The organism is Calothrix anomala FACHB-343, assembly GCF_014696435.1.
Taxonomy (GTDB): Bacteria; Cyanobacteriota; Cyanobacteriia; order Cyanobacteriales; family Nostocaceae; genus Aulosira; species Aulosira anomala_A.
This window is the reverse complement of sequence record NZ_JACJQG010000060.1, coordinates 13,854-29,771: the sequence shown is the minus strand read 5'-3', so window position 1 is coordinate 29,771 and position 15,918 is coordinate 13,854. Positions and strand designations below refer to the sequence as shown.

General features: G+C 39.5%; 16 protein-coding genes. 5 read left to right on the top strand and 11 right to left on the bottom strand.

What is annotated here, in order from left to right:
* Positions 1-9: 9 nt before the first annotated feature.
* The 5 genes from H6G08_RS27380 to H6G08_RS27360 all read right to left on the bottom strand — a co-directional run bounded on the left by H6G08_RS27380 (position 10) and on the right by H6G08_RS27360 (position 5,353).
* Positions 10-1,467 (bottom strand): sugar transferase, encoded by a 1,458-nt coding sequence (locus H6G08_RS27380; protein WP_190548794.1) that lies wholly within the window; start codon positions 1,465-1,467, stop codon positions 10-12.
* Positions 1,468-2,719: 1,252 nt separating this feature from the next.
* Positions 2,720-4,243, bottom strand: coding sequence for a phenylacetate--CoA ligase family protein (locus H6G08_RS27375; protein WP_190548792.1), 1,524 nt, complete (start codon positions 4,241-4,243; stop codon positions 2,720-2,722).
* A gap of 139 nt (positions 4,244-4,382) precedes the next feature.
* Positions 4,383-4,826, bottom strand: a complete 444-nt coding sequence (locus H6G08_RS27370; RefSeq protein WP_190548791.1) for a type II toxin-antitoxin system VapC family toxin — start codon at positions 4,824-4,826, stop codon at positions 4,383-4,385.
* A 2-nt stretch (positions 4,827-4,828) separates the two neighbouring features.
* Positions 4,829-5,068: a DUF2281 domain-containing protein gene (locus tag H6G08_RS27365; protein ID WP_190548789.1), complete on the bottom strand. Its 240-nt coding sequence runs from the start codon at positions 5,066-5,068 to the stop codon at positions 4,829-4,831.
* 66 nt (positions 5,069-5,134) lie between these two features.
* Positions 5,135-5,353 carry a RelB antitoxin-like protein gene (locus tag H6G08_RS27360; RefSeq protein WP_242046295.1) on the bottom strand — a complete coding sequence of 73 codons (219 nt, stop codon included), beginning with the start codon at positions 5,351-5,353 and terminating at the stop codon, positions 5,135-5,137.
* Positions 5,354-5,542: 189 nt separating this feature from the next.
* Between H6G08_RS27360 and H6G08_RS27355 the strand changes: the two genes are divergently transcribed.
* Together H6G08_RS27355 and H6G08_RS27350 are read left to right on the top strand one after the other, a co-directional pair.
* Positions 5,543-5,980: a hypothetical protein gene (locus tag H6G08_RS27355; RefSeq protein WP_190548787.1), complete on the top strand. Its 438-nt coding sequence runs from the start codon at positions 5,543-5,545 to the stop codon at positions 5,978-5,980.
* 87 nt (positions 5,981-6,067) lie between these two features.
* Positions 6,068-8,026 (top strand): tetratricopeptide repeat protein, encoded by a 1,959-nt coding sequence (locus H6G08_RS27350; protein ID WP_190548841.1) that lies wholly within the window; start codon positions 6,068-6,070, stop codon positions 8,024-8,026.
* 677 nt (positions 8,027-8,703) lie between these two features.
* Here the strand turns inward: H6G08_RS27350 and H6G08_RS27345 are convergent.
* Positions 8,704-8,865 (bottom strand): hypothetical protein, encoded by a 162-nt coding sequence (locus H6G08_RS27345; protein ID WP_190548846.1) that lies wholly within the window; start codon positions 8,863-8,865, stop codon positions 8,704-8,706.
* Positions 8,862-9,194, bottom strand: a complete 333-nt coding sequence (locus H6G08_RS27340) for a DUF433 domain-containing protein (protein WP_190548786.1) — start codon at positions 9,192-9,194, stop codon at positions 8,862-8,864. Before H6G08_RS27340 ends, H6G08_RS27345 begins: the two co-directional genes overlap by 4 nt.
* 258 nt (positions 9,195-9,452) lie before the next feature.
* On the opposite strand from H6G08_RS27340, the gene rtcA reads away from it, so the two are divergent.
* Positions 9,453-10,493, top strand: coding sequence for an RNA 3'-terminal phosphate cyclase (rtcA, locus tag H6G08_RS27335; protein WP_190548784.1), 1,041 nt, complete (start codon positions 9,453-9,455; stop codon positions 10,491-10,493).
* 147 nt (positions 10,494-10,640) lie between these two features.
* Here the strand turns inward: rtcA and H6G08_RS27330 are convergent, their stop codons facing one another.
* On the bottom strand, positions 10,641-10,964 hold the full coding sequence (locus H6G08_RS27330; RefSeq protein WP_190548783.1) for a hypothetical protein: 324 nt from the start codon (positions 10,962-10,964) through the stop codon (positions 10,641-10,643).
* Positions 10,965-11,140: 176 nt separating this feature from the next.
* Between H6G08_RS27330 and H6G08_RS27325 the strand changes: the two genes are divergently transcribed.
* On the top strand, positions 11,141-12,580 hold the full coding sequence (locus H6G08_RS27325; RefSeq protein WP_190548781.1) for an FAD-binding domain-containing protein: 1,440 nt from the start codon (positions 11,141-11,143) through the stop codon (positions 12,578-12,580).
* 109 nt (positions 12,581-12,689) lie between these two features.
* Here the strand turns inward: H6G08_RS27325 and H6G08_RS27320 are convergent, their stop codons facing one another.
* Positions 12,690-13,037, bottom strand: coding sequence for a hypothetical protein (locus H6G08_RS27320; RefSeq protein ID WP_190548779.1), 348 nt, complete (start codon positions 13,035-13,037; stop codon positions 12,690-12,692).
* Between the two features lie 323 nt (positions 13,038-13,360).
* On the opposite strand from H6G08_RS27320, the gene H6G08_RS27315 reads away from it, so the two are divergent.
* Positions 13,361-14,002, top strand: a complete 642-nt coding sequence (locus H6G08_RS27315) for an LOG family protein (protein ID WP_190548777.1) — start codon at positions 13,361-13,363, stop codon at positions 14,000-14,002.
* 256 nt (positions 14,003-14,258) lie between these two features.
* Here the strand turns inward: H6G08_RS27315 and H6G08_RS27310 are convergent, their stop codons facing one another.
* Positions 14,259-15,014: a hypothetical protein gene (locus H6G08_RS27310; protein WP_190548774.1), complete on the bottom strand. Its 756-nt coding sequence runs from the start codon at positions 15,012-15,014 to the stop codon at positions 14,259-14,261.
* Positions 15,015-15,124: 110 nt separating this feature from the next.
* The gene (gene cysE / locus H6G08_RS27305; protein ID WP_190548772.1) at positions 15,125-15,850 is read right to left on the bottom strand and encodes a serine O-acetyltransferase; all 726 of its coding nucleotides are present in this window, start codon (positions 15,848-15,850) and stop codon (positions 15,125-15,127) included.
* Positions 15,851-15,918 lie beyond the last annotated feature (68 nt).

The window sequence follows — 15,918 nt, the reverse complement described above, 5'->3', positions numbered from 1 at the left end:
CTGGTAGTTTTAATAAGCTCCTTCTTTTTTGAGAACTACCATGACTGTCCTGATTAAGATTTCAAAATCTAATTGTAGTGACCAATTTTCAATGTATTTAACGTCAAGGTTAATTACTTGCTCAAAATCTAAAATGTCCGAGCGTCCTGATACTTGCCAAAGACCAGTTACACCAGGTAGTACTTCTTGACGAATGAAATGGTGTTCCAAAAACTTATCGACATCTCTTTTTGGTAAAGGACGAGGCCCGACTAGGCTCATTTCTCCGAGCAAAACATTAAATAGTTGGGGTAATTCATCTAGGCTATAACGACGGAGGAATTTACCAATCCGGGTGACGCGAGGATCGTCTTTGATTTTGAAGAGGATACCATCTTTAGTCTCATTCAGAGCCTCTAATTCTTTTTGTAGTTTATCTGCATCTGTTCTCATGGTGCGGAATTTCCAGACTTTAAACTCTTTTCCATGTAGACCGACACGGATTTGTTTGTAGAATACGGGGCCTGGAGAGTCTAGTTTGATAGCTAGAGCGATCGCTAGATAAACTGGGAAGAAGAACATTAAAAATAAAATAGTGGCAAAAAAGTCAAAGCTCTTTTTAATCCAAAAGTCTTTACCTGTAATTGCCGGACAATCAAAGCTAAGACAGGGCATTCCTCCTACTTTATTTAAAGTTAGATGTCGATAAATTGGTTTTAATTCCATTGGTAATATATGTATCGTGATGCCATAGGTTTGAAATAGCCAGTATAAAAAGAGGCGATTTTTTATGGCATCCCAAGCAATAAATACTTCCGATACTCCCAATTTATTCAGGGTCTCTATGGTTTGTTGACGGTTAGCTCTATCTAATGATTTAGCAGATGCTGTTCCATGAATAATGTAGCGTTTTTCTTGTTCAAGTAATTCAAAGATTTTCTCACTATTTTCTGAATCACAGATAATGTAAGTATGGTTAGATGCTAGAGATTTACGTCGTATAGATGCAAGATGAAGGTTAACTATCATCCTACCAGTACAGACAAGAACTATACTCATCAACCAAGATACTATGAAAGATGAGCGGGGAATATCAACTACAGGAAGATATAAAAAACCAACCAGTAGGATTAAGCCGTGGGCTAAAGTTAAAGCTGTGATAATGCGAAAGTAGTCATAACGTTTTTTACCTGCTTGATAAGTACCTTGGAGAAATAATGTTATTATTTCCACAAAAACTAATGGGACAAACACAAGTTTCGGTACATCAATACCTGGTTTATTCCATAAAGCTTCTACATAGAGAGAATGGCGTTGAGCTATTACACAGGCAGTGAATAAAAGAATAAAGTCAATGGAGATGAGAGTGAGTAATCTCAGTTGCCACAGTCCTTTTCTCACTCTGACGTATGAAGGTGCACGTAAATCATCTATAGAAGTGCTAAATTTATAGCCTGAGTTTTTCTGGAAAATACTGGAGTCTTTCATAAGTTATCAGTTGATTTATCGCCAAGTATATTCAACATTGGTTTTTTTTCGTAACTGTCATCCTAAATTTTTATTCAAACAGCATAAATGTTTCTTATCTAGAAAAAACCTCAGATATACATTGATAAATCTTGGTGGTAAAATAATGTTTTTCATTTGATGGCAATGGTTTCATGATTATTGACAATGTTACAGAGCATTTAAATTGCTCAGAAACAATAACTACGAAAACAGCCACTAAACAGGGAACAAAAAACAAAAACTTTCAAAATACAAGACGATCAGGTGAATGTTTTTACACCTGAAATTCATAGATTTTGTAATTTTGCTAGGTAGTTTCAGCGAGTTTCATGTAAAAGTTCTTATGATGTCCTGATAGTTCAGATGAAAACATGTTCATCGCCATGCATGAAACGAGGACAAGGGTAGAGCTTACAAAAATGAAATATTGCAGCTAGATGGCATATCTTAGTTAATGTATGCCAGGAATTTACTAGCTAAATTCCATTTTTTTACAATGTCAAAATCAAGTATACGCATTTTTATGGAAGTAAGATTACTTAATTTATAAAATTCATAAAAGCTTCATGAATTTGCTCTTTATCTGCTATTTTAAGTATATTTACTGGATAAAGAAGTAACACAAACAACAAATCTAACATTTGCTATAATCGTAATTTTAGTGAAATAATGAAAAATATATGAAGATATAATAAAATTAAAATTTAACTTTTTGTTAACCATTTGTTATTGCAAGCATAATATTTGTGACGAAATTAGCCAATAATTTGATTTTTTCCAAAAAAACACTACATCATAGTGCATTTTTGCTTTTTTACTACCTTTTTTTCGCTCTAACCCAAGAATTTAAGGTATTAAATTATATTGGTCTATTGTATGTATCAATTTTTGAAACAGGAAGTCATACTTTCATGCAGACATCATTTTTGCTGCTTGCAGTATGAAGGATTTACGGTGTTATGAATCTAGATGATTGAGGAATGATGCAATTTAAGAGAATAAACCCAGCTGTTGTGATGACTTTTTATAAATTTTATGAGTAATACCTAATTATTTATCAACTTTGTCGGGATACCCGATACGCATACATTCGAGTTAGCTTAAGCTTTAACACTCTAGAGTGGCACATCAATATATTCTAGAGAGCATGGCAGTGCCATGCCTCTACAATCTGTCGCATTCTCTGTTCAAATGGAGATAGAGTTGAGTTTTGATCGGGTTAACTTAAGTTTTATGATTTGCGGGTGTAGCGATGTTTAACACCGATGGGGAAATATTCGCGATCGCCTGTGGGAGCTAGTGCAAGTTGTGGCATTTGATATTCTGGGGGAACATAGTTAGCAAACTCGCTGTTGAGGCGCAGCAGTTGGGAGAGTATTGAAGATGCGATCGCTTGTTTTTTATCTTCACTAGCTTCAATTCCTGGTGCTAACTCGACAACTATGCATAAAAAGCGGTTTTTGTCTGCATCTTCTTGTACTTGCAAAACAAATTTACCTGTTACCCATTGGGAAATTGGCGATCGCTCTAAGCCGACTGTGACATTTTCTGGGTAGATATTGGCACCAAAGTAAGAAACTGTAAAGTTAGAACGTCCAAATACATACACAAACGGTAGGGGACGAATCCCTCTTGCTGGTTGAGATGCAATGCAGATATCTGGATGATGGATGGGATCGAATCCCCATGTTGCTAAAAATTTCAGCATGGCATCATAACTAATAATGCCACCTGTATCTAAAATGTTATAACGCACCAAGGGAATGCCATTATTCCCGGAAAATAGTAATGTGCGATCCTCAACTTCAAAAAAGCGGCTGATGGGGTCATATTGTATCAAGGTTGGCAGACGGGATTCACCAAATAAGGCTTTGGCTGCATCGGGGTTTTGAGCTAAAAAACGGCGAATGCAGATACTCAAGGGTGTTTCATTCCCTAATACACCAGCGTCAGCAGTTCCGTAAAGGGATGCGAAATCATAACAGGGATTTGACGCACCTATCCTTTCTGCAACTAAACTGCGCCATTCTTCACTGAAGACTTCTCCCGCCATGACTAACTTGATATGATATTGCTGCCATTGCACACCTTGAGCAATACCCGTATCAATGACATCTTTGAGAAATGGCGGATAGCCTAATAATACAACTTGGTCAAATCCTGCGCCGAGTTCTTGAACTACCCGGAAGATTTCTGTTTTATTATTTCCTGGGGTAATGACTGTGATGGGGTAACCTTTACTCGCCAGATAGCGACAGCAATTAGTGGTAAACATTCCCCCTACCCATGTACCCAGGGTAAAGCAAACCACTGCTAAGGTACGTTTGGTATCTGCATAAAAGCTGTCGTGAAAAATTTGCTCAAAGCGGGTGGCGATTTGTAGTTCATCGCTGAAAAAACGCGGCCAAAATGTGGGTTTACCTGTGGAACCGGAGGAAGCGGCTATCATATCGCATTCAGATAATTGCCCATTGCGGCACAAGTCGGTGAGAGGATAGCGGGAGATATAATTATTTTTCGCGATCGCGGGTAAATTTTGAAAATCTGCTAAACTCTGGATTGTTGCGGGATCGATTCCCTGTTCTTGGAGAAAAGCTTGGTAAGCTGGGACATTTGCAGCGACATCGTGAAATAAAGCCAAAACTGCTGATTCTGTTGGTGTTTCTAGATGCTGTTGTAGCAAGGTGTCTAGGGGTGTAGAGACAAAATCACCAAAGGCTGTAATTGCTTTTTGCTGTTGTGATGTGCTGTTCATGAGTAATTAGCAAATTAAATTAAGTAAGGCATCAAGTAAAAATAAGTAGTGCGAGCATCTTGCTCGCGCGGGCAAGATGCCCGCACTACAAATATTAAATTGTTCAACTTATTTTTACACGACTCCTAAATTAAATAAATTAAATCCAACTTTCTACAGGAAATTCCCTGACTTGACGCATTCTTTGAAAATCACTATCTGATGTTACGAGAATTAATGAATGGCGTAAAGCTGTAGCCGCAATCCACAGATCGTTTTCACCTATACCAATTTCTTGTAGTTGAGTTTTTTGGCGTTTACTCTTTTCTTTGGGTGCGAATTTTTTAATAATGTCAGTCTTTAAATCTCCGTAAATCTCTGCTGTCTCATCATCAATTGGATAAATATCTATGCGGCTAAGAAATGCTCTAATTTTGATGAGGTTTGCAGTTTTTTGTTGGGAGTTTTGAGCCATAAATCTGAGTTCGCCTGCAACAATGGCACAGGTTGCAAGTCTCACTTTTCCTAATTCCCGAAAGTAATTGACAACTTTTGCTTCACCTTCTATTAAATAACTGCAATGATTTGTGTCAAGTAAATACATGCTTAAAATTCTAGTGGCAGTCGAGTATCATGTACAAGCTGAAGACATTCTTTAATATCATCACCTGACCAAGTGCCGGCAAATTCTAGTAAATCTTCAGCTGTCGAACCATGTAATTTATTTGTATGAGAATGTTTTGCTGTATGAGTGGCTTTGATTTCTCTAATTAAATTAAGTGCTTCTGTGAGTAATTCTGGTGGTAAGTTTTCTATTTCTTGCATTAATAATTCTTTAGTAGTCATATTTTATCTGTCGCTGTATTGCTTTATTGTTCATTTTAGCGTTTTTTTAGAACTCAAATTAGATGTTTATAGTTGTGCTAATGCTTCATCAATGTTTAGAGGTATTTCCTGTTCTACTGTCTTCATTGCTAAGATGAGTCCTTCATCCTCAATAGCTTCTAGCAACCGTAGATAATCATGAAAATCTATGACTACTTTGCGGATATTACCTTCCGTGTCAGTAATCAGTTCTTGCGCAAAAGGGTATTTATCAGCTTGCATTGGGATTGTGATGTTGGTAGTCATATTATGACTTTAGCGTTAATAGATATAGTATGGCTTGAGCAAATGTATTTGTGAGATTTTATTGTTGAGTAAAAGTCCATTAAACCCAAATGCTAAGACAAATATAAATAAATTTGGATTATTTTTAGCAAATGAGTTGTGCTAGATTACAATCTCCATCAGCATAATCTCGGATTTTTTGCCTAAAATATGGAGCCTGTAACCCTAACTGCGGCGGGAATCGCTACTTTAGTTTTTACCAAAGCTTTTGAAACCACTATCGAAAAAGCTACAGAAAGTGTTTTGCAGAAGTTGGAGATGCTTCGTCAAAAGATTGTGCAAAAATTCCGGGGGACACCAACAGCAGAAGCGGCGCTAGTAAAAGTACTGCAAGGTTCCAAGGAAGATTTAGATGTGGTTGCTGCTTATTTGCAAGTAGAAATGGACAAAGATCCGCAATTTGCCAAGGAAGTGAAAACCCTGGCGACAGAAATTAACCAAGAAATTAATATTGCTAAGGTGGAAGGCAAGAATGTCCAGAATGTTAACGGTGGCGAGGGTTATCAAAATATTGAGAGTAAAGCACCCATCTTTCAAGGGGTAAACAATAGCCCGATTACTATTAACTATCATAATTCTCCTGATTGACTAGAGCCGCCTGTGGGGAAACAGGTAAAGTCTCATTCCCAAAGTGAAATACCGCAAAATTTACCCCTGAGTGGGGTAGGGGAATTTATTGGGCGTGGGGAAGAATTGCAAACACTCCACGAACTTTTGCAGCAAAATCAACAAGTAGCCATTGCGGCTATTGCGGGGATGGGTGGTGTAGGGAAAACAGAATTGGCGTTGCAATATGCAATCCAGCAGCGCGACAGTTATCAGGGGGGAATTTGCTGGTTATTGCCAAAATCTGGGGATATTGGTGTGCAAATTGTCCAGTTTGCGAGAATTCAGCTTGATTTAAACCCGCCCGAAGATTTAGATTTCTCCGCCCAAGTACAATATTGCTTTCGCAATTGGCGTGAGGGTGAAGTGCTGCTGGTTTTGGATGATATTGCTGATTATCGGGAAGTGAAACCTTACTTTACGTCTTTATCTTCTCGGTTTAAAGTACTGATGACTAGCCGTCAGCAGTTGGGGCGTATAGCAACATTATCTTTAGATGTACTGCAACCAGAGGCGGCGCTGGAATTATTAAAGTCTATTCTTGGGAAAGAAAGGTTTGAACGGGAAAATCAACGCAACCCCCAGGTAGGATTACAGTTATGTGAGTGGCTGGGATATTTACCTTTGGGTTTGGAGTTGGTGGGGCGGTATTTGGCGCGGAAACCAGATTTATCTTTCGCGGAAATGCGGCGACGGTTGGAGAAAAAGCGACTAGAACAACCTGCGCTTAATAAACCAGAACCCGACATGAGAGAACAACGGGGTGTGTTAGAAGCTTTTGAGTTGAGTTGGCAAGAATTAGAAGACGCGCCTTGTAGGGGCGGGGTTACCCCGCCCCTACTGGGGTGTTTATTGAGTTTATTTGCAGCCGCGCCTATACCTTGGAATTTGGTGGAACAGTGTTTACCAGAGGAAGACGGGGAAGATTTAGAAGAAATTAGAGATGATAAATTGTTGAATTTGCATTTACTTCAGCGCAAAGGTGAGGGAATCTATCAACTACATCCCCTGCTGCGGGAGTTTTTTCAATATAAGTTGACAGGTTTAGATAAAGCAGAGGAATTTAAGCATTATTTTTGTAGAGTAATGGTAGCAGTTGCCAAAGATATTCCTCAAACCCCTACTTTTGAGCAAATTAACAATTTCGCCCCCGTTATACCTCATATAGCTGAAGTCGCAAACAATCTCATTCAATATGTCAGTGATGATGATTTAATTTCGCCTTTCTTCGGTAACGCTAAATTTTACACTGGTCAGGGATTGTATGATCAAGCAGCACCTTGGTTTGAGCAGTGTCTAGAAGTTACAAAAAGACGTTTGGGTGAAGAACATCGACTTGTTGCAACTAGCCTCAACAATCTGGCGTCACTCTACGATTCCCAAGGTAAATACAGCCAAGCTGAACCTCTGTACCTGCAAGCTTTAGAACTATGGCGACGCTTGCTGGGTGAAGAACATCCAGATTTTGCACAAAGTCTCAACAATCTGGCGTCACTCTACCGTTCCCAAGGAAAATACAGTCAAGCTGAACCCCTTTACCTGCAAGCTTTAGAACTAACGCGACGCTTGTTGGATGAAGAACATCCAGATTATGCAACTAGCCTCAACAATCTGGCGTCACTCTACCGTTCCCAAGGAAAATACAATCAAGCTGAACCCCTGTATGTGCAAGCTTTAGAACTAAGGCGACGCTTGCTGGGTGAGAAACATCCAGATGTTGCGTCTAGCCTCAACAATCTAGCGTCACTCTACCGTTCTCAAGGAAAATACAGCCAAGCTGAACCCCTGTATGTGCAAGCCTTAGAACTAAGGCGATGCTTACTGGGTGAGGAACATCCAAATGTTGCAACTAGCCTTAACAATCTGGCGGAACTTTACCGTTCCCAAGGAAAACACAGCCAAGCTGAACTCCTGTATGTGCAAGCTTTGGAAATTTTGGATCATCGGTTAGCGCTAGATCATCCCCTTGCTGTTATTGTGCGTAAAAATTTAGCATTTCTTCGCGCTCAATTCTACTCAGAACAGTAAAATTTTAGTTCTTATCTTTATTATTCAAGCTTTTATCTCCAATTTCCGTCTTCTGAACTCGAAGTTTCCTGTTACCAACGAGAACGTTCCTGTTTTTAGCTTGAAGTTTCATGTTCTGAACTCGAAGTTTCATGTTCCAAATGAGAACGTTCCTGTTTTTAGCTCGAAGTTTCCTGTTTGGAACTCGAAGTTTCATGTTCCAAATGAGAACGTTCCTGTTTTTAGCTCGAAGTTTGATGTTCTGAGGTGGAATGATGGAGTTATGAAAGCGCTCGCTGTTTTTCACCAGTTTTCACCTATTTGAACCACATCTGTCGTAGGGGCACGGCACCAGTAAAATTATTGTATGTACCAAAAGATTATCGATGCCGTGCCCCTACAGTGTGGTCTATTTACCTGAAAATAGCTGTAATATTCTCGGTTGTTTGGTGTGCGATCGCGATCGCTTGATAAATATCGGTTAATGTTGGGTTTCGTTCCTCAACCCAACCTACACAGGTTCAGGTTTTTGATTGAATTAGTGCGATCGCTATTTTTATATTCTCCGTTGTTTGGTGTGCGATCGCAAATCCGCAGCTTATACCAGTTTCATTTTATTGAATAAGTGCGATCGCTGTTTTTATATTTTCCGTTGTTTGGTGTGCGATCGCCAATCCCCAGCTTACACCAGTTTCATTTTATTGAATAAGTGCGATCGCTGTTTTTATATTCTCCGTTGTTTGTTGTGCGATCGCAAATCCCCAACCTACACGCACAATATCTATAGCAGGATTTAACCGCAGAACTGCTACTTTTAACCGGGGTGACAAATTTTCATCGAGTAAAAAGCGAACCTTCACAAAGCGCCTACCTGCTGTTCTGTTTTTTGAGATTTTAATGTTCTCAGACGTTGCACTAATGCTGAAGGATTAGCAATAGATTCTTGATAACGCTGCTCGCGCCATGATGCTAAACGTAAAAGATAAGCGTCAATTTGTGCGCGATTATGAAGGTAAAACGTAATAGTAGCGTGAATTTGCTCTAAAGTCAGAGTGGGTAGATTTGCAATAATCTCTTCGGGTGTATATCCTTCTAAATAATACTCAAGTATATTGTCAATGCCGATGCGGTGTCCTTTCAAGCGAATATCATCGGCAGAGATAAAGTCAAAATAATCTTCTAATTGCATCGCTTCACGGTTAATTCTAGTTGCTTGCTCTATTATCTCGCTTCACAGCTTTCTAGTTGCGATTTTTAACCTGCTGTGCGTTAGCGCTTGAGTAAAATTTTCTCTGGTATGATGTGCGATCGCAATAATCTCACAAATATTGCTCATTGTTGGGTTGAGGAACTAAACCTAACCTACACAGTTGCCGAAAAATGAAAAATTTGTATTGCACTCCAGTGTAAACCGCTATAATCAAAGGTTCAAAATCATCTATTGCCCATGATTGAAATTGACGGTTCCTACGGAGAAGGAGGTGGACAAGTTCTGCGTACCTCCTTGAGTTTAGCCGCTATCACTGGCGAAGCGATAACTATTGCAGGTATTCGCGCTAAACGTAAAAGGCCGGGATTAGCCGCCCAACACCTCACAGCAGTTCGGGCGGCGGCGAAAATCTGTCAGGCGCAACTCCGGGGCGATACCTTAGGTTCAATGCGGTTGGAATTTATTCCCAGTAGCGCAGTGCAACCAGGACAATATACTTTTGATGTCACAGAAGCACAACAAGGTGGTTCTGCTGGGGCGATGACTTTGGTTTTGCAGACTGTACTTTTACCTCTAGCTTTAACAGCAGGGGAATCCCAAGTGATTTTAAAAGGCGGCACTCATGTACCTTTTAGTCCGACAATGACATACATTGAGCAAGTGTATTTACCAATGTTGCGCCGCATGGGAGTTAAGGCGACAGCAAAGTTACGCGCTTGGGGTTGGTATCCGCAAGGCGGGGGCGAAATGCAGATTAAGGTCAATGGTGGTGGGACAATTAAAGGTATTACGTTACTAGAACGGGGTAGCTTACACCAAGTACGGGGACTAGCTGTGGTGACAGAATTAGCTTCCCACATTGCGCAACGGATGGCGAATCGTACAGAAAATTTATTGCGTCAAGCGGGATTAAAACCTGCTATCGAAGCTTTGCGGGAAAAGGGAATTGCACCAGGGGCAGGTGTATTTTTAACTGCTGAGTATAAAAATAGCTTAACGGGATTTGGTGGTTTTGGACGTTTGCGCTTACCTGCTGAGAAAGTTGCAGATATTGCATGTCGGCAATTATTACATTTTCATCACACAGGCGCACCAGTTGACGAACATTTAGCAGATCAATTATTGTTACCCGCTACTTTAGCATCTGGCGCTAGTCAGTACCGCGCCTCAGAGATTAGCAGTCATTTAACCACCAATGCGGCGATTATTGAACGCTTTGGTATAGCCAAGATTACAGTGGATGAAACCGAGAAAATAATTGCGATCGCACCTGTATAAAATTAGTAGCAGATATATTTTATAGGGGACAAAGGGGACAAGGGGGACAAGGGGGACAAGGAAGATTACTGACTATTGACTATTGACTATTGACTATTGACTATTGACAAACTTCCCCAGTTATCTTTAATTGCACCAACCTAATTACTAATTCAAGTGACATAAGCATATTGATTTTTCAACCGCATAACAACTTATCTGTAAAGCAATTATGAAACTGACAATCGAATTAACAAAATCACTGTTAGATACGGAACTTCTCAGATAAACAAAAACCGCCCAAATTAACTTGAGAGCGGTTTTGAGATAGAAGTAATATATGGGGGCTTCATAGTTGTATGCCCCAGTTTCGGTATAAATCGTTCTGTATATAAGGGTATACAGGTTGATTTTGACTGGTTCCGGAAAAAACTCCAGGTTAATGCAAAAATCTAGCTGGAAAATGGGAATTGGGCATGGGGCATTGGGCATGGGGCATTGGGCATTGGGCAAATAGAATTCTTAATGCGCGAATTTTGAATTTTGAATTTTGAATTTTGAATTATTTGTCTCCCTTCCCTTCCCGTGCCAAGAAATTTACCGCTAGATTGATGCTTAAGGGTACATTAGAATCTAAACTAGTACGGGCGAACTATTGTGAGTAGATAATGTCTGATTTAATTTTATTTTGGCATCGTCGGGATTTACGAATTGCTGATAACACAGGATTAGCGGCGGCGCGGCAACAAAGTTCTCAGGTAGTGGGGGTATTTTGTCTCGATCCGAATATTCTGGAAGGGGATGATGTTGCACCTGTGCGTGTAACTTATATGATTGGCTGTTTGCAAGCTTTACAACAGCGATATGCGCAAGTAGGTAGTCAACTGTTAATTTTGCGAGATAATCCTGTAAAAGCCATTCCTCGGCTAGCTGCGGCGTTGAATGTCAAAGCTGTATTTTGGAACTGGGATGTAGAACCTTATTCTCAAGAACGCGATCGCAATATAATTGATGCTCTTAAAGAAAAAGGTATAGGATTTTTAGAAAAAAATTGGGATCAAATTCTGCATACACCAGAAGAAATATTTACAGGTGGTAATGCTGCTTACACTGTTTACACGCCTTTCTGGAAAAATTGGATTAGTAAACCCAAAGCCAAACCAGTAGAAACTCTGCATGATGTCGCAGGTTTAACACCAGAACAACAAGAAATAGCGAAACAAGCAGGCGCGATCGCATTACCCACAGCGAAAGATTTAGGATTTAACTGGGATGGTGGCTTAATTCTTCCTCCAGGAGAAGCCGCAGCGCAAAAACGGCTAGAGGAATTTACCCATGCTGCTATCAATGAGTATCAAGAACAACGCAACTTTCCCGCCATTGAGGGTACATCTCAACTGAGTGCAGCTTTCAAATTTGGTGCTATTGGGATTCGCGCCGTTTGGCAAGCTACCCTAGAAGCATTAGAAAATAGCCGCAGCGAAGAAACCGAAGTTAATATCCGCACTTGGCAACAGGAATTAGCATGGCGAGAATTTTATCAACATGCTATGTATCATTTCCCAGAATTAGCCGATGGTGCATATCGCAACACTTTTAAAAATTTCCCTTGGGATGATAACGAAGAACATTTTCAAGCATGGTGCGAAGGTAGAACAGGCTACCCCATTGTTGATGCAGCTATGCGACAAATGAATGAGATTGGCTGGATGCATAACCGTTGTCGCATGATTGTTGCTAGTTTTCTCACCAAAGACTTATTAATTAGTCCAAAATTGGGCGAGAAATATTTTATGCAACGGCTAATTGATGGCGATTTATCTGCTAATAATGGTGGTTGGCAATGGAGTACTTCTAGCGGTATGGACCCGAAACCATTGCGAATTTTTAACCCAGCCAGTCAAGCACAAAAATTCGATGCCGATGGTGAATATATTCGTCAATGGATACCAGAATTGCGTTCTCTAGATACGGAATATTTAGTAACAGGTAAAATCACGCCTTTAGAACGTCGTGCTGTTGGTTATCCTGACGCGATTGTGGATCATAATCAACGCCAAAGGCAGTTTAAAAACCGCTATCAACAGCAAAAAGAACTGGTGGGGTAAGTAGTGCGATCGCTTTTAGATTAACATTATCTATAAGTTATTTTTAAGCGATCGCTTTTGAGGTAAAAAATTATGCGATCGCTATTCCAAGCCTATCTTCAAAAAGATTTCAGACTCCAGACTTTACATGAGCTATTTGATTAGCTTCTAAACTTTGATGGCGTTGTGAAAACTCTTCAAATAATTCAAAAAATTTATCTAATGCATCACTTTCATCTTCAGAATAAAACAAAATAATTCGACTCCAAGATTGAGTGTTAACTTGATTAAATCTTTGCTCTATCCATTCTTGAAACTCTTCAAAATCCTGTTCTTGTTCTGTAGGTTCAATACCAATTTCGCGGCGAGCAAAAGTGTATGCATCTAAAAATACTTGTAAATGACTTAATGAACGCTTGCCTAAATACAAAGATGGTCTTTTTTTTACTTTTTGCAGTAATTCATAAAATTTAGACATACCTAACCTCAATATACAAAAACTTTTTTTAAATTCAATTACTGTGCTATTTACATAACTTGTTGGCGAGTTTCATCTATCTCAATCAATCTTTTTGCATTTTATATTCATTAATGATTAATCTGGCTTAGTATAGCTTTGCATAAAATCGTGGTGGATTCAGGGTTGGAAGTTAAACGCAAAGGTACGCGGAGGTATGCGCAAAGGTACGCGGAGGATTTGTGAGGAATTAAGGAAAGTTTGGATTTAGCTAATTTTGGAGTTATTTTGTGCGGTTCTAGTACTAGCGCTAAAATCTCGTTATATCTTTCAATATCGGTACTATGAGCGTACAACCAGAGTTTAGTATTTGCGTGTTTTGCGGTTCTCAATCTGGAACTAACCCTGCATATCAAAATATTGCCGCTACTTTGGGTAAGAGTATGGCAAAACGCCAAATTGGGTTAGTATATGGTGGTGCTTCTATTGGATTGATGGGTACAATTGCAACTGAATGTCTGAATGCTGGCGGTTATGTTGTTGGAGTGATGCCAGAAGTTCTCATGTCTTATGAAATTGCTCATCCTCGATTATCTTCACTCATAACCACAAATACTATGCACGATCGCAAAGCTATGATGTACAAATTATCAAATGCTTTTGTGGCGCTTCCTGGCGGTGTTGGTACATTAGATGAATTATTTGAAATTGTCACTTGGGCGCATCTTGATATGCATAAAAAACCTATCATTTTGCTGAATGTGGCTGGTTTTTTTAATACTTTACTGGCATATCTTGACCATACAGTTAAAGAAGGATTTGTATCAGATAAAGTTCGCTCTTTAATACATGTTTATGATGATGTAGAAATAATGCTAGATAATCTTCAGCCAGAAAATTATTTAGGAGATAGTGGTATTTCTGTGACTTCCTTACAACAATCTCTAGATGAATACTCACTACTTACAGAAGAGTTAAATAATTAATGTCGGTTGGCGTAACGAAAATACGGATAAATGTAGGTTGGGTTGAACGAAGTGAAACCCAACAAAGCGCCGAAAATGTTGGGTTTCGTCCCTCAAACGCCACTTGCTTCAAGCCGGGAAACCCGTCCAACGCAGTGGCTCCCCAACCTACGCTAAATCAATTTTTTGACGCTAACTGAACCGTATTGACTGATTGACACAGAAGCAAATTCCAGGCTTGAATTTAGAGGGATGATTTGATTACTTTGCTATTTCACTACAATCTTCTATCTTTAGCTTGTCTGGAAGTCGCTTCTAAAAAATCGGTAAAAACTTGGGTAAATTTGTGTATTCCCTCGCTACCGCCAGCAATTAAGCCACCAGTTAAGAAAGCATCAAAACAACGAAATATAATTAGTTGAATAGGATTACTAGCATCAAGAATTATTAGCGGTTCTAAGGAACGAATGCCAATTGCGCTAATTAATAAGCCACATAATAGCGAAGTCCATAACGCAATTATTCTTGTATTAGACTTATAAGCTAAACGTTGACGCTCTATAGCATTTAAATTGTTAATTATACTATTTAATTCATCAATATATACTTTTATTTGTGAGGATGAATCTACAACAGGGATTGGCGGATAATCTTGAATCAATTGCTGTTCTAAAGTAGTTCCGCCTGATTGATTAACTTGTATAGGATTGGCTTCTACATAAGGAATTTGACTTTGTTGTTGTTCTACGATTAATTTGCGTTTCTCAGTAATCAGGAAATTTTGTTGCTGAATAGTTACTTCTAACTGTTCTGTGGTGGGGCCTCGCCAAGTAGTAATAAAAACTTCTAAGGAACGCTCTAATAATAAAGAAATAAAAAATGGTAACGCAAGTAACTGCATAATATCATCAAATCCAAAGGGTCTTAACTCTAAAGGACGTTGTGATAACCAAGCAGTAAAAGTTACCAATAAAAAGCTAATAACTATTAAGAAAATAAATAATGGAGATTCCAGAGAAAGTTTGAGCAACATTCCTATATTCCTGTTCTGTTCCACAATATCTAACACGGAGGGAAATGTAGAACAGCAGGAAGAAATGGAGATTGTTGACTGTTGACTGTTGACTGTTGACTGTTGACTAATTAAATTCCCGCACCATCAAGAAAGTCTTCAATTACACGATCGCTCTCTGAATGGCTAGTATCAATTACTGCTTCATCTACTTCAATTGGCGATACATTTGGCTCAGTTTGTAAATGTTCTAGCTGTTTTTCTAAGTCTTTGACTCGTTCAAATAAGGCGCGGATGGCTTCTGCTTCTACGTCCCTGACTTTACCATGTGCGAGAATATCGCCATTTGCGTTGTTCTGGCGAGTGATTCTTCCGGGAATACCTACAACAGTAGTATCGCTAGGTACATCGCGCAAGACTACCGAACCTGCACCGACACGGACGCGATCGCCTATTTGAATATTTCCCAAAACTTTTGCACCTGCTCCCACTACTACATGGCTACCTAATGTGGGATGGCGTTTACCAGTCTCTTTCCCTGTCCCACCAAGAGTCACGCCTTGATATATCAGCGCATAATCACCGATAATGGCTGTCTCGCCAATTACTACCCCCATACCATGATCGATAAATACACCCTTACCAATAACTGCACCAGGGTGAATTTCAATCCCCGTTAAAAATCGGCTGATATGGGAAATAAATCGTGGAAAGAAGGGAACCCCGATTTTATAGAGCCTATGGGCTAGGCGATGAAATAGCAAGGCTTGCAGCCCAGGATAACAAAACAATACCTCTAGCCAGTTACGCGCTGCGGGGTCGCGCTCATATATGGTTCGCAAATCAGTTAGTAACATACATCCCTTGAGTGAGAAGGTCTTTGATGGGCGAGGATTGGGAATTTTTCTAAATATTCACACTATTT

Bases quoted from the DNA above. Each gene is read 5' to 3' on its own strand.
- H6G08_RS27365 (WP_190548789.1), bottom strand. From the start codon at position 5,068: ATGACTACTAAAGAATTATTAATGCAAGAAATAGAAAACTTACCACCA.
- H6G08_RS27355 (WP_190548787.1), top strand. From the start codon at position 5,543: ATGGAGCCTGTAACCCTAACTGCGGCGGGAATCGCTACTTTAGTTTTT.
- cysE (WP_190548772.1), bottom strand. From the start codon at position 15,850: ATGTTACTAACTGATTTGCGAACCATATATGAGCGCGACCCCGCAGCG.
- H6G08_RS27380 (WP_190548794.1), bottom strand. From the start codon at position 1,467: ATGAAAGACTCCAGTATTTTCCAGAAAAACTCAGGCTATAAATTTAGC.
- H6G08_RS27315 (WP_190548777.1), top strand. From the start codon at position 13,361: ATGAGCGTACAACCAGAGTTTAGTATTTGCGTGTTTTGCGGTTCTCAA.
- H6G08_RS27310 (WP_190548774.1), bottom strand. From the start codon at position 15,014: ATGTTGCTCAAACTTTCTCTGGAATCTCCATTATTTATTTTCTTAATA.
- H6G08_RS27360 (WP_242046295.1), bottom strand. From the start codon at position 5,353: ATGACTACCAACATCACAATCCCAATGCAAGCTGATAAATACCCTTTT.
- H6G08_RS27375 (WP_190548792.1), bottom strand. From the start codon at position 4,243: ATGAACAGCACATCACAACAGCAAAAAGCAATTACAGCCTTTGGTGAT.
- H6G08_RS27325 (WP_190548781.1), top strand. From the start codon at position 11,141: ATGTCTGATTTAATTTTATTTTGGCATCGTCGGGATTTACGAATTGCT.
- rtcA (WP_190548784.1), top strand. From the start codon at position 9,453: ATGATTGAAATTGACGGTTCCTACGGAGAAGGAGGTGGACAAGTTCTG.
- H6G08_RS27320 (WP_190548779.1), bottom strand. From the start codon at position 13,037: ATGTCTAAATTTTATGAATTACTGCAAAAAGTAAAAAAAAGACCATCT.
- H6G08_RS27330 (WP_190548783.1), bottom strand. From the start codon at position 10,964: ATGCCCAATGCCCCATGCCCAATTCCCATTTTCCAGCTAGATTTTTGC.
- H6G08_RS27370 (WP_190548791.1), bottom strand. From the start codon at position 4,826: ATGTATTTACTTGACACAAATCATTGCAGTTATTTAATAGAAGGTGAA.
- H6G08_RS27340 (WP_190548786.1), bottom strand. From the start codon at position 9,194: ATGCAATTAGAAGATTATTTTGACTTTATCTCTGCCGATGATATTCGC.